14 protein-coding genes are annotated in these 13,302 nt (G+C 42.3%); all 14 read left to right on the top strand.

Features of this window, described 5'->3' with window-relative positions:
• Positions 1 to 76 precede the first annotated feature (76 nt).
• The 14 genes from CTER_RS11640 (at position 77) to recN (ending at position 13,241) form a co-directional block, all read left to right on the top strand.
• Positions 77 to 649, top strand: a complete 573-nt coding sequence (locus CTER_RS11640; protein ID WP_004625676.1) for a SpoIIIAH-like family protein — start codon at positions 77 to 79, stop codon at positions 647 to 649.
• A gap of 285 nt (positions 650 to 934) precedes the next feature.
• Complete coding sequence (locus CTER_RS11635) at positions 935 to 1,330, top strand: Asp23/Gls24 family envelope stress response protein (RefSeq protein WP_004625704.1); 396 nt, start codon at positions 935 to 937, stop codon at positions 1,328 to 1,330.
• Positions 1,331 to 1,482: 152 nt separating this feature from the next.
• Positions 1,483 to 2,034 (top strand): alkaline shock response membrane anchor protein AmaP, encoded by a 552-nt coding sequence (gene amaP, locus CTER_RS11630; RefSeq protein WP_004625694.1) that lies wholly within the window; start codon positions 1,483 to 1,485, stop codon positions 2,032 to 2,034.
• A 122-nt stretch (positions 2,035 to 2,156) separates the two neighbouring features.
• Positions 2,157 to 2,387: a DUF2273 domain-containing protein gene (locus CTER_RS11625; RefSeq protein ID WP_004625708.1), complete on the top strand. Its 231-nt coding sequence runs from the start codon at positions 2,157 to 2,159 to the stop codon at positions 2,385 to 2,387.
• A gap of 146 nt (positions 2,388 to 2,533) precedes the next feature.
• On the top strand, positions 2,534 to 3,010 hold the full coding sequence (gene nusB / locus CTER_RS11620; RefSeq protein WP_004625687.1) for a transcription antitermination factor NusB: 477 nt from the start codon (positions 2,534 to 2,536) through the stop codon (positions 3,008 to 3,010).
• Positions 3,011 to 3,131: 121 nt separating this feature from the next.
• Positions 3,132 to 4,334: an exodeoxyribonuclease VII large subunit gene (gene xseA / locus CTER_RS11615; RefSeq protein ID WP_051066586.1), complete on the top strand. Its 1,203-nt coding sequence runs from the start codon at positions 3,132 to 3,134 to the stop codon at positions 4,332 to 4,334.
• Positions 4,335 to 4,354: 20 nt separating this feature from the next.
• Positions 4,355 to 4,597, top strand: a complete 243-nt coding sequence (gene xseB / locus CTER_RS11610; RefSeq protein ID WP_004625684.1) for an exodeoxyribonuclease VII small subunit — start codon at positions 4,355 to 4,357, stop codon at positions 4,595 to 4,597.
• Positions 4,594 to 5,478: a polyprenyl synthetase family protein gene (locus CTER_RS11605; protein WP_004625715.1), complete on the top strand. Its 885-nt coding sequence runs from the start codon at positions 4,594 to 4,596 to the stop codon at positions 5,476 to 5,478. Before xseB ends, CTER_RS11605 begins: the two co-directional genes overlap by 4 nt.
• Positions 5,479 to 6,582: 1,104 nt before the next feature.
• Positions 6,583 to 7,242 (top strand): hypothetical protein, encoded by a 660-nt coding sequence (locus tag CTER_RS11600; RefSeq protein ID WP_004625717.1) that lies wholly within the window; start codon positions 6,583 to 6,585, stop codon positions 7,240 to 7,242.
• 23 nt (positions 7,243 to 7,265) lie between these two features.
• Entirely contained in the window at positions 7,266 to 9,122 is a 1,857-nt protein-coding gene (gene dxs / locus CTER_RS11595; RefSeq protein ID WP_004625669.1) for a 1-deoxy-D-xylulose-5-phosphate synthase, read from the top strand.
• Positions 9,123 to 9,163: 41 nt separating this feature from the next.
• Positions 9,164 to 9,979, top strand: coding sequence for a TlyA family RNA methyltransferase (locus CTER_RS11590; protein ID WP_004625706.1), 816 nt, complete (start codon positions 9,164 to 9,166; stop codon positions 9,977 to 9,979).
• 92 nt (positions 9,980 to 10,071) lie between these two features.
• The gene (locus CTER_RS11585) at positions 10,072 to 10,932 is read left to right on the top strand and encodes an NAD(+)/NADH kinase (protein WP_004625682.1); all 861 of its coding nucleotides are present in this window, start codon (positions 10,072 to 10,074) and stop codon (positions 10,930 to 10,932) included.
• 1 nt (position 10,933) lies between these two features.
• On the top strand, positions 10,934 to 11,386 hold the full coding sequence (locus CTER_RS11580; RefSeq protein WP_004625711.1) for an arginine repressor: 453 nt from the start codon (positions 10,934 to 10,936) through the stop codon (positions 11,384 to 11,386).
• 148 nt (positions 11,387 to 11,534) lie between these two features.
• The gene (gene recN / locus CTER_RS11575) at positions 11,535 to 13,241 is read left to right on the top strand and encodes a DNA repair protein RecN (RefSeq protein ID WP_004625697.1); all 1,707 of its coding nucleotides are present in this window, start codon (positions 11,535 to 11,537) and stop codon (positions 13,239 to 13,241) included.
• The last annotated feature ends 61 nt before the right edge of the window (positions 13,242 to 13,302 follow it).

The following is a 13,302-nucleotide window of genomic DNA, read 5'->3' as shown; positions in this document are numbered from 1 at the left end:
CATTTCGAAAAAAATCCTTATGGCTGAAAGCCAACGGGAGCAATAAACTATTCAGATTGTTAGGAGGGTCTATGTGATGAAATTTTTAAAAAGAAAACAGATTATCGTACTATCCCTTGTATTGATGCTAGTTATTGCCGGGTATCTACAGTACAGCTACAACAAGAGCTCACAGTTCAGTGAGGAAGACTCTGCCCAGATCGGCGACGCTGTATATGTGGATAATCAGGATGTAACCGGGGATGGGACCGCATCGGTTGATGATTCGGAGAAGACAGTAACTGCTTCAAAGGAGGCAAATAGTTACTTTGCCCAGACAAAGATGGACAGAGATGTTGTAAGAGGCAAAGATATAGAAATCATGAAGAGTATAACTGATGATCAGAGTGCTACCAAAGAAGCAAAAGCCGAAGCCCAGGCTAAAATGATGAAGATAGTTGAAACTTCACAAAAGGAATTAAATATTGAAAACCTGATAAAGGGTAAGGGCTTCAGTGATGTTGTTGCATTGTTTGGTGATGACGGAAGTGTAGATATAGTTGTTAAGGCGCCGGCTATATCCAAGCAGCAGACAGCACAGATAGTTGATATAGTTACCAGACAGGCCAATATCCCAATGGAAAAAATCGTGATAAAGAAGTATTTTTAACTAAAAATATTTAAATTCAACAATATCATTGAGGTTATCTTACAAAGGGACGACCGACAGCCGCTTCAAGCCCAGCTGTTGATCATTCCTATGGATAACCTTTTTCTTTTGTCTTTTTGGAGCCGTCAGTTTTATTTCTTTTTAAAGACGTTGGTTTTATTCTCATTGATTAATAAGTGCTGAAGTGATATAATTTTACCAAACTGAGCCATAATATGGTGATGAGGGCATTTGAACATTGTTTATGGTTCAAGTATGTTAACCTGTTAAATGGAGAGGTGCATAATGGAAGAAGAAAATAATATTCTGGATGATTACGGATCAGTGAAAATATCTGAAGAGGTAGTTGCCATTATTGCAGGGATTGCTGCTACCGATGTTCCGGGTGTTGCAGGCATGAGCGGCGGGATAGCAGGTGGAATAGCAGAAATACTCGGCAGGAAGAACCTGTCAAAGGGTGTTAAGGTTGAGGTTGGCGAAAAAGAGGCGGCAATTGATCTTTATATTATTGTGGAATTCGGGGCCAGGATTCCGGAGGTTGCATGGGACATTCAGGACAAGGTTAAAAATGCCGTTCAGTCAATGACGGGACTTAATGTCATTGAAGTCAATATTCATGTCCAGGGAGTTAATTTCGACAAGGAAATTAAGAAGGAAAACGAATCTAATAAGAGTATATAAGCCCTGTTGCTGGGGATAATATAAAAGAACCATAAAATTCATATAAATGCAGAAATTTGATTTTTGACCATGTATGAAATATAATTAGCTGTAGATTTATATTACAAATGCAGCAGTTTTTTGTAAAATAAATGAAAAGAGGTGGAGGATTCATGAACATAATATTACGTGTATTGCTGGCTATTTACGCATTTTTTCTTACATTGGCTTCAATGTTTGCAATGCTGGTTACTATAAGGTCGGACATATTGACCGACACATATACATATTTATATGAAGAGGTATTAGCCAACAGAAATCCATCTATAGTCATGTTCATTATTGCTTCGATATTTTTCTGCTTGAGCTTGACGTTCCTGCTCTCAGGTTTTAAGCCTGAAGGAGATAAAAAGGCTATTATCAAATATAATAAAAACGGTGATATCAGGATCACCTTGAACTCAATTGAGAATATTGCACTTGCAACCTCAAGGAAACTGTCGGGTATTCGTGATTCAAAAGCATATGTTACTAAAATCGGGGAAAGCGTCAGCATCACCGTCAAGGCCATAGTGCTTCCCGAGATAAACATTCCGCTGCTTTCAGAGGATATGCAGGTCAAGGTTAAATCCTCTGTAGAGGAGTGTACCGGAGTGCAGGTTGAAAGTGTAAAGGTACTTGTAGAAAGTATTTTCACCGGATATAAGTCTTCGAGAGTTGAGTGACATATTGCAGGTGCAGCGTGAAAATGCATTTAAAAATTCATCATACATTTCACGCAGAAAGAACACAAGTGTTTTTATTGCAACTTGTTGCTGGCGTGTGATACACGAGATGGGAGGTAATGATGGATAAGCAAAAACTGTATGAAGTATACAGGCAGCATAAAGGTGAAATTATCGGAGCCGGAATAGGGCTTTCCATAGCCATTATTGTGCTGCTTCTGGGAGTGTTAAAGGCATTGTTTATAGTTATATGTGTTGTTGTCGGTTTCTATATAGGCAAGAGGCTGTCCCAGGACAAAGACTATATCAAGAACCTCCTGGACAGGATACTTCCTCCGGGAACTTACCGGTAGAAGGTGTGAGGTAATAAGAGGTAATAATAAGTAAGACGAGAGGTTCCCGAAAAAGCAGTATCAAGAAATGGTATTTTATAGTAATGGCAATTTGTAGTTTGAAAATAATAAAAAATGTCAATTGATATACATAGGAGGAATTGTTAATGGGACGCCGTGCATCAAGGGAAGCTGCCATGAAACTGCTGTATCAGCTTGAGATTCAGAAAAGTGACAGGAGCGAACAGATTGAAACTGCACTTCATGACGAGAATTTAACCGACAGCGACAGGAAATATATAAGGGGCATTATCGATGGGGTTAGTGAAAGGGTGGCTTTACTTGACAGAGTTATAGAAAAATATGCCATGGGCTGGAAAATCAACAGACTGTCAAAAGTCGATCTGTCAATACTTCGTATAGGGATTTATGAAATTTTATACCGCGAGGATATTCCTTTCAGTGTCTCTGTAAACGAGGCGGTTGAACTTGCTAAAAAATACAGTAATGAAGATGCCGGTGCTTTTGTAAACGGACTGCTTGCAAAGGTAACCAAAAACGATGCGGAGGAGGAGGCACCTGAAACCTCCGGGCCTGCTGACAAAGCAGCAACGTCGGAGGCTGCAGACACCTCAGATAAATAGTATGGTTTATCAAAACTGGTAATGTGAGTTTCTGCATTATCTTTTTTTGTTTAAAGGGGAAGTATGGATTATTTTATGCTTTGGCAAAAACTATTTTTCCGGAGCAGAAATGGGGTATAAATTGAACAGAGTTTTTTCAGTTTCGGATATAAACAGCTATATAAAACAGCTTGTTTCAAATGACGGGATACTGTCCGGCTTATCGGTGAGGGGTGAAATATCCAATTTCAAGCATCATTACACCGGACATATGTACTTCACTATAAAAGATGAGAACAGCGTCCTCAAGTGCGTTATGTTCAAGACACAGGCCAACCAGCTCAAGTTCATGCCTCAAAACGGGAACAAGGTAATCGTATCCGGTTACATTTCAGTTTTCGAGAGGGACGGACAGTACCAGCTGTATGCCGGTGATATGCAGCCCGACGGACTGGGAGCGCTGCACCTTGCTTTTGAGCAGCTTAAGAACAAGCTTCAGGCAGAAGGAATGTTTGATACTGCGATAAAAAAGAAACTGCCGCTGCTGCCCAGGAGCATCGGTGTGGTCACTTCCTCAACCGGGGCGGTTATAAGAGACATTATAAATGTTACATACAGAAGGCACGGTAAAATGAAGCTGGTGCTGTACCCGGTGGCGGTGCAGGGAGTGCAGGCCGCCGGCCAGATAGCGGCTGCAATTCAGAAACTCAACCAGCTGGGCCAGGTGGATGTAATAATAGTTGCCAGGGGCGGCGGCTCTCTGGAGGAGCTCTGGGCGTTCAATGAAGAGGTGGTGGCAAGGAGCGTGTATGCCTCTAAAATACCGGTGATATCTGCCGTGGGCCATGAAACGGATTTTACCATATGTGATTTCGTTTCGGATATGAGGGCTCCCACACCGTCGGCTGCTGCCGAGCTTGCCGTTCCAGACGTAGAGGTATTGAAATACAAACTGCAAAACTACAATGTGAGAATGAAAAGTGCGCTGGTGAAAAAACTCAATATATGCGAAACTCAGCTGCAAAAGATAAAGACGCGTCCGGTTTTCCAGCAGCCCTATGACAGGTTGAATCAGTACAGGTTGAAACTGGACAATGACGTGAAACATTTATTCAGGGATAATCAGATGCTCATTAAAGACAAAAAAGCACAATTTGCTTTACTGGCAGGAAAACTGGATGCACTGAGTCCGTTGAAAATTATGGAAAGGGGCTACAGCGTGGTCAGAATTTCCGATGGGACCATAGTCAGCAGATTGGAGCAGGTTAAGCCCGGTGATATGCTGGAAGTGTCTCTGAAGGATGGAAAGGCCAACTGCAGTGTAGTATCCACAGACAGGAAATAAATCGGCAAAGGAGGAAATACATGAATCAGGACTTAAATATACGGGAGGATAAGAGCTTTGAAGAAGCTATATCCCAGTTGGAGCAGATAGTATCAAGGCTTGAAAAGGGTGATATATCCCTGGAGGAATCAATAACCAATTTCCAGCAGGGAATTGAATTATCCAGATATTGTGCCGCAAAACTGGATGAGGCCGAGAAAAAAATATCCATCCTGCTCCAGGATGAAGAGGGAAATTTAATTGAAAAGGATTTTGAACTATGATCTTTACCCAAAAACAAGCATTTTATTCGACTATTGTTGAAGAAAGCCTGGCAAACAGCATACCAATCGAAAACCCGTACTATATCAGGCTTAAAGAGGCTATGCTGTACAGCCTGATGGCAGGCGGAAAAAGATTGAGGCCCTCCCTGGCTCTTGCCACAGCCGAGATTTTTGAAATAGAACCCCGGGAGGTTATTGCTTTTGCCTGTGCCATAGAAATGATCCATACCTACTCTCTGATCCACGATGATCTGCCCGCCATGGACAATGATGATTACCGCAGGGGAAAACTCACAAATCATAAAGTCTTTGGGGAGGCTATGGCCATCCTGGCTGGTGACGCACTGTTGAATCTGGCATATGAAACCATGATCAAGGATGCGCTGACCGGCAACAGTATGGCAAAGCTGAAGGCTATGGAGGTTATTTCCCGGTGTGCCGGCTCCCTTGGAATGATCGGCGGTCAGGTCATAGACTTGAACGGTGAGGGAAGAAGAGTGGACAGTGATGAACTGAAGGCCATGCACAAACTGAAGACCGGAGCACTAATAAAAGCTCCGGTGGAGGCTTCGGCAATAATTTCCGGAGCCGGGGAAAAGGAATTTGCCGCGCTGTCAAACTACGCTGCAAACCTTGGTCTGGCCTTTCAAATAAAGGATGACATTCTGGATGTGGAAGGCAGCATGGAGGAAATGGGCAAAAAGCCGGGCAGCGATGCACAGTCTGATAAGTCAACCTACGTGACGCTGTACGGGCTGGATAAGTCAAAGCAGCTGCTTCAGGACGTAACCGGCGAAGGAATTGCCTTTCTGGCCGACTTTGGAAGCAGGGCTGATTTCCTGAGAGAGCTGGCCACGGCCCTGGTGACAAGATCAAATTAAGCTCTGTAACAGTGAAGCGGAATTAACTCGTTGTACTAATTGAATTCCGTTTTGCTTTACAAATAAGATTTATTAAAATCAACTGGAACTCGAGGACAACTTCATGGAATAAGATGCACGGTCAAAAGCAATTACGATGAATTGTCGGCGATAGTAAAGCGGTTTTGCCGTCAAAGCATCAGGACGATGCTTTGACGGAAAAACCGCTTTAAATGAGGCGATACAATTCCGTAATTGTTTTGGGTGCAGCCTTATTTCATGAAGTTGGTGCGGGAGTTACCAGTTGATTTAAAAATCACGAGGTAAAGCACAAAATTAATCAATCACTGTTCCAGATCTGAATTTGGATCAATATTCCCTTTGTAATTTAATGTATTCTATGTTATAATGTGTTCTCGATGACACAAAAACAGGGTGGCGCAGTATTCTAGTCAGTACTCATGATTCTGAAGACGGGCCTAAAAATCCGTTTAAGGGCACATCGATGAAGTTCCTTGTGTCGGCTTGCTACGCCCAGTGGTGGGCTGATGCTGGGAGTTAAGGCTTAGGGGCGATCTGCAATGGCATGCGGGCGTTGACCCCTTTTCCGTGGAGACCCTTTCTTGTGGTTGAAAAGTTGAGCGCAGGAGCGATAAAATTGTTCCCTGTACTTGCCACCTCGACTACGACTAGGGATTAAACCTGTTATGCGGTATTAATAATGCTGTGAACAGAGTAGCCTGCCTTGAGTGAAATTTGGTGGATAATGGATCGGATGCCTGATGTATTGGCCGATATATGGGCATTATTGCTGTTTGAAACCCTTTTTGCAAAAGAGGCTAGGAATCATCTTGACTGTCGGGGAAAACCCCTAGACTGTTCGAAATGTAATTTATTGGGGATTAAAGTGTGGACTAAGTGGTAATCAGGCCCCATATGTGGTAACGCAATGGTGATGCGGTTAAAGGGAAACCTCTGGTTTGGCGACATTCCAGTACGCATCAGGGAAATCCTGCCTGACCTAAGCCGCAAAATTTACTCAATAAATTGCCACCCGGTTTTTATAAGTCAGTTAATAACGGCAAATATATGTTTTCAGTGCCGTTATATTTTTGGAGGATTGGTGTGGAAGACAATTATAAGCATCCAGCCGATGAACGTAAAGTCAAATTTAAATCAAATACCATTGGTTCAAAAAAAGAAACAAGAGTTTGGACACTCTTGATTACAATAGTTACTTTCTTTATTTCTGTCTTCATGTCTTTTTTTTCGAATGAAACAATAAGATATGCTTCTACAATAGTTTCCTTTCTTATAGTTTTTGGTATAATCATAATCAGTATATTGTTTGACCTTATAGGTACTGCAGCAACCGCGGCAGATGAAGCGCCCTTTCATTCAATGGCCTCAAGAAAGCTTTACGGTGCCAAACAGGCTATAAGGTTAATAAGAAATGCAGACAAGGTTTCAAATTTCTGCAATGATGTTGTCGGTGATATCTGCGGTGTTATAAGCGGTACTGCGGCAGCTTATATCGTATACAAAATTTCAGGGGAAGGAAGCCAGGTTGAAAACAGTATATTCGGGTTATCCATAACTGCCATGGTGGCATCACTTACTGTGGGAGGAAAGGCCCTGGGAAAATCCGTTGCACTTCAGAACAGCAATTACATAATATATAAGGTAGCTGTGGTTACAAACTTTTTGTTTGGACGTTTTAAATTTGTTAAAACTAAGAATAGATGGGATAATAGTAAGAATAAAAATGGTAAAAAGAAAAAATGACCGGAAACAAAGGAGATTAACTCGTGGGGTATTTAGAAGGTATAAACTCTCCTGACGACATAAAAAAATTAAATGATGAAGAACTATCCGCACTTGCTGACGAGATCAGGAATTTTCTCATATATAAGGTTTCAAAAACCGGAGGACATCTGGCTTCAAACCTTGGAGTGGTTGAACTGACCCTGGCCATACACAAAATTTTTCAGACTGACTCGGACCAGGTGGTATGGGATGTGGGACATCAATCATATGTTCATAAGATCATAACCGGGAGAAAAGATGAGTTTGATACGTTAAGAAAACTTGGGGGGCTGGCAGGTTTCCCTAAAACCTGTGAAAGCCGGCATGATTGCTTTAATACTGGACACAGCAGCACATCGATTTCGGCTGCCCTTGGCATTGCAAGAGCCAGAGATCTGATGAAGGAAAATTACAGCGTAATTGCCGTAATCGGGGACGGGGCAATGACAGGCGGACTGGCATATGAGGCACTGAATGATGCGGCCAGATATACTTCCAATTTTATTGTCATACTCAATGATAATGAAATGTCCATAGCACAAAATGTAGGAGGTATGTCCAGATACCTGAGCAAATTGCGGACAGATCCCTTTTATACAAAGACGAAGGAAGATATAGAAAATTTTCTGGACAGGATGCCCAAATTCAGTAAAAAGGCCAAAAGGGTAATCTCAAAACTAAAGGGCACTGTGAAATATATTTTTACACCGGGTGTATTTTTCGAACAACTGGGTTACAAATATTATGGACCGGTTGATGGTCATAATATTGAAGAGATAAGCAAAGCTTTAATTGCTGCTAAAAAGATCAAAGGACCGGTTTTAGTGCACATCAACACTCAAAAGGGAAAGGGCTATTCCTTTGCCGAAGAAAGTCCGGACAGGTTTCACGGTATTGCGCCCTTTGAAGTTGAGACAGGTGAAACACACGGCAGCAGCGTTCCCGATTACTCGGAAGTTTTCGGAGATACAATGTGCACACTTGCAGCTTCGGACGAGAGGATTGTGGCTATTTCTGCCGCTATGGCAAAGGGAACGGGCTTATTTCGCTTCAGTAACGAGTTTCAAGGCAGATTCTTTGATGTGGGAATAGCTGAACAGCATGCTGTGACATCTGCGGCAGGAATGGCTGTAAAAGGCTTGATTCCTATTGTTGCCATATATTCTTCTTTTTTGCAGAGAGCCTATGACCAGATTATTCACGATGTTGCAACTCAAAATCTGCATGTGATCTTTGGCGTTGACAGGGCTGGGATAGTCGGTGAGGACGGTGAAACCCACCAGGGAGTGTTTGATTTGTCATTTCTGAGTCATATACCAAACCTGACGGTAATGGCCCCGGCAGATTATTATGAACTCAGGCAGATGCTTGATTATGCGGTAAACGGACAGAAGGGACCAATTGCGGTCAGATATCCAAGGGGCAGGGGCAAGGAATGCCTGGGGCAAAGAATTCCTCTTGAAGCAGGAAAATCGGCCATTGTAAAAAAAGGTGAAAAAGTTTGTGTGCTTGCTGCCGGAAGTATGGTGGATACGGCGCTTCAAGCGGCTGAAATACTCATGGGGTCTGATATTGATATACAGGTGGTAAGTGCCAGATTCATCAAGCCGCTGGATGAGGACTTGATTTTAAAAATTGCCGATGAATTCAATTATATAATTACTCTGGAAGACAACAGCAGGAGCGGGGGTTTTGGAAGTAAGGTTCTGGAATTTTTAAACCAAAAAGGAATTAACAGGAATATAAGTATCCTGGGGCTTCCGGATGAATTCATAACCCACGGGTCAAGAGCTGAATTGCTGAAAATACTTGGCCTGGACGCAGAAGCACTTGCAGAACGTATTAAAAATCTATTCTGAATTATGCGGCTCAAAGCCATAACATGCTCATGGAGGTTAAATTGGAAAAGGAAAGACTAGATATATTATTGGTGAACCGGGGTTTGTTTGAAAGCCGGGAGAAAAGCAAAAGTGCCATAATGGCGGGAGTAGTTTGGATAGACGGACAGCGTGAGGACAAGCCGGGGACAAAAGTTCCGGTTGAATGCCAGGTGGAAATCAAGGAGAACGCAAATCCATTTGTAAGCAGGGGAGGCCTGAAGCTGGCCAAGGCAATAAGCGAATTCAATATAAGGCTGGATGGGAAGACCTGTATGGATATCGGTGCATCAACGGGAGGCTTTACCGATTGCATGCTGAAAAACGGGGCCGAGAAGGTGGTTGCCATAGATGTGGGTTACGGACAGCTGGCATGGGAGCTCAGAAACGACCAGCGGGTCATGTGCATGGAGAGAACCAATGTACGATATGTAAAACCTGAGGATGTGGGTTTTCTTTCCGATTTTGCATCAATTGACGTATCCTTTATATCTCTGACAAAGGTTATGCCTGCGGTACTGGAGCTGCTGAAGGCTGAAGCAGAGCTGGTCTGCCTGATAAAGCCCCAGTTCGAGGCGGGGAGAGAAAAGGTTGGAAAGCATGGTGTGGTCAGAGACAGCGGGGTTCATAAAGAGGTAATAAATAATATTATTAATTTTGTACTTTCAAAAAATCTTTATATCAAACGCCTGTCATTTTCGCCCATAAAGGGACCTGAGGGAAACATAGAGTATTTGCTGTATATATCAAAAAGTGATGCTGTGCAGGCCTTGGAGAATTTGCAGGAACTGGTCGGAAAAGTGGTTGATGCCGCACACAGTGAGCTTTGTAACACATAGACGTCTTTATTTTACAGCAATTCTTTGCAAAAAGTCAGGGCTTTTGCTAAACTGTAAAGGTGCAGTTATAAAGCTGGCATTTGGAGGGCAATATGAAAAATATCGGAATAATTACTAATAATGAAAAAGACGTGGGATTTGCCTATACAAATATGCTTATCGAAAGTATAAGAAAGTTTGGGGGACAGGCTGTCATACCTACCAGATCGGTAACAAAGGGTATGGAAGGGCTGGATAACGAGGTTGAGGAAATTTGCAGTAAATGTGAGCTTATCATATGTCTTGGCGGGGACGGGACTTTTTTAAAGACTGCCAGAACTGCTTATTTGTACAATCTCCCTATTTTGGGAATAAATCTTGGATCATTGGGCTTTTTGACGGATATAGAAAAAGGTGAAATTGATAAAGCTGTTGAAAGTATCTTTCAGAATAATTATATAATTGAAGAGAGAATGATGCTTTCATCTAGAATATATAAAGAGGGAAAACTGTTTGCAGAGGATGTGGCAATTAATGATGTTTCCATATCCCGGGCCGGGATACCACGGATATTGCATTTGAGTACCTATATCGATGACAATTTTTTTGATATGTTTCCCGGCGACGGCATAGTAGTTGCCACACCAACGGGTTCGACAGCCTATTCCATGTCGGCGGGAGGCCCCATAGCCGAACCTACGTCAAAACTTATAATAGTGACTCCTATATGTCCGCATATGCTGTATTCAAGATCTTTTGTGGCCTCTGAGGAAAGACGGGTCAAGGTTTCGGTATCTGACGGCTTTGAACATAAGGCTCTGGTAACCGTTGACGGACAAAAGAATTATGAAATAACAGGCGGGGACTATATTGAGATTGAGAAGGCGGCTTCAAAGGTAAAAATATTGAAAATTCACTCAAAAAATTTTTTTACAGTCTTAAGAAACAAAATCTATGACAGGAAAGAGGAATAGTATGAAATATAACAGACATGCCAAGATTTTGGAGATAATCGAAAGCAATGTGATTGAAACGCAGGAGGAACTTGCCGACAGGCTTAAGGAACAGGGGATGGATGTCACTCAGGCAACTGTTTCTAGGGACATTAAGGATCTGCGACTAATAAAGGTCATGTCATCAGACGGCAGATATAAATATGCAACCTTTTCCCAGTCTGAGAATCAGGTATCCAACCGTCTCATAACAATCCTTACCGAAGCTTATGTATCCAGCGATTATGCAAATAATATCGTGGTAGTCAAAACCCTTTCAGGAATGGCCCAGGCAGCGGGCTCTGCCATAGACTCCTTGAAGTGGCAGGAAATACTGGGTACGATAGCAGGTGATGATACTCTTATAATGGTTTGCAGAGCAGAGAAAATTGCTGAAGATATAGTTAATAAATTCAATAAAATGATAAATAAGTAGTATTAAGTCTGCGTGAAACTGTTCGCACATGGCCAATACCTTCCTTTATTCACCTATGGCGCGGCGGGTATTGGAGTGAACAATTCCATAACTGTTTTTGCGGCCGCTGTTGCGGCTCAAAGCCATAATAATGGCTTGGGAGGTTAATATGCTGACACAGCTTGATATTCAAAATATAGCGCTTATTGACAGGCTGAACCTTGAGATAGGCCAGGGACTCAATGTTTTAACAGGTGAGACCGGAGCGGGTAAATCCATATTGATAGATTCAATCAATGCCGTTCTTGGAGAAAGAGTATCCAGGGATTTGATAAGAACGGGAAAGGATAAAGCTATTATTGAAGCAGTGTTTCAATATGAAAATGCCGGGATAGACAGAATACTTGAGGAAACCGGAATAGACAGAGATGAAGGAAATATTATTTTATCAAGGGAAATTAGTCTGTCCGGGAAAAATACCTGCAGAATAAACGGGAGACTGGTTAATGTTTCAATGCTGAAACAGATAGGGGAGCTCCTTCTGGATATTCACGGTCAGCACGACAATCAATCACTGTTAAAAACAGAAACGCATATTGATTTGCTGGATGCCTTCGGCGGTAAGGCAGTTGAAAGGGTCAAAACAGAATATCTGGAATTGTATGCGCAGTATAAAAATATAAAATCAAAACTTCATTTGCTTGCGGGCGACAAGGGAGAAATGGCCCGCCGTATGGATATGCTGAATTTTCAGATTGATGAAATCAAAAATGCCAGACTGAAAAAAGGTGAAGACGAAAGTCTCACAGCTAAACGCCAGGTTTTGGCCAACTCTGAGAAGATAATGAATTCCATTGTCAGTGCGTATGAGCTTTTAAACGAAGGCAGCGATACCGGAGGAAAATCTGTCCTGTACAATTCAAATAAGGCATTGCAGGAATTAGCGTCGGTATTGAAATATGACCCTGAATTGAATTCCATCTCTGAGAAATTGGAATCTGTAATTTACCAGCTTGAGGACATTTGTGAAGAACTTCGAAGCAGACGTGAAGCAGATGAGTATAACCCGGATGAGTTGATGAGTATTGATGAAAGACTTGATATTATCACAAGATTAAAAAGAAAGTACGGTTCTACGCTGGAGGATGTAATGGACTTTCTGGACAGGTCCCGGCGGGAATATGAAGAGCTGCTTCAAAGTGAAAGTCTTGTTGAGGAGCTGAACAAACAGCTGGCGTCATTATCTCAAAAGCTGTATGAAAGTGCTGAGAAGCTAAATACCGAAAGGGAAAAGGCTGCGGTTGTGCTTGAAAAAAATATTACTGCCGAGCTTGAAAACCTGGAGATGAAAAATTCCAGCTTCAAGGTAGAGCTGTCATTTAATAAAGAGGAAAAATATTTTTCGAAAAATGGATTGAATTCAGCTGAGTTTCTTATTTCAAGCAATGCCGGAGAGCCGTTGAAACCTTTGAGCAGGATTGCCTCGGGAGGTGAAATGTCCAGGATCATGCTGGCCATAAAGACAATTCTGGCAAATGTGGATGCCATTCCGACTTTGATATTTGACGAAATAGATACCGGAATTAGCGGCAAGGCTGCACAAAAGGTCGGAGAAAAGCTGTCCTACATATCCAGAACACACCAGGTGCTGTGCGTAACCCACTTGTCACAATTGGCCTGTATGGCCGATAATCACCTGTACATAGAAAAAAACTCCGACGGTGAAAATACTTACACTACCGTACGAAAACTTGATCATAAGGGAAGAGTTCAGGAAATAGCAAGAATAATAGGAGGCTCCGATATAACTGCCCTGGCCCTGAAGCATTCCGAGGAACTAATAGAGGCTGCCGGGCTTTTTAAAAAGAAGAGCTAGCATGCAAAATTTTGCTAATACCCGTCTTGCAAGCTAACCTTTGAATTTTTCCATATAAAAA

This window comes from Ruminiclostridium cellobioparum subsp. termitidis CT1112 (assembly GCF_000350485.1).
In the GTDB taxonomy this organism is placed as follows: domain Bacteria; phylum Bacillota; class Clostridia; order Acetivibrionales; family DSM-1351; genus Ruminiclostridium; species Ruminiclostridium termitidis.
The sequence above is the reverse complement of the archived record's forward strand: the minus strand, read 5'-3'. Positions and strand labels throughout refer to the sequence as shown.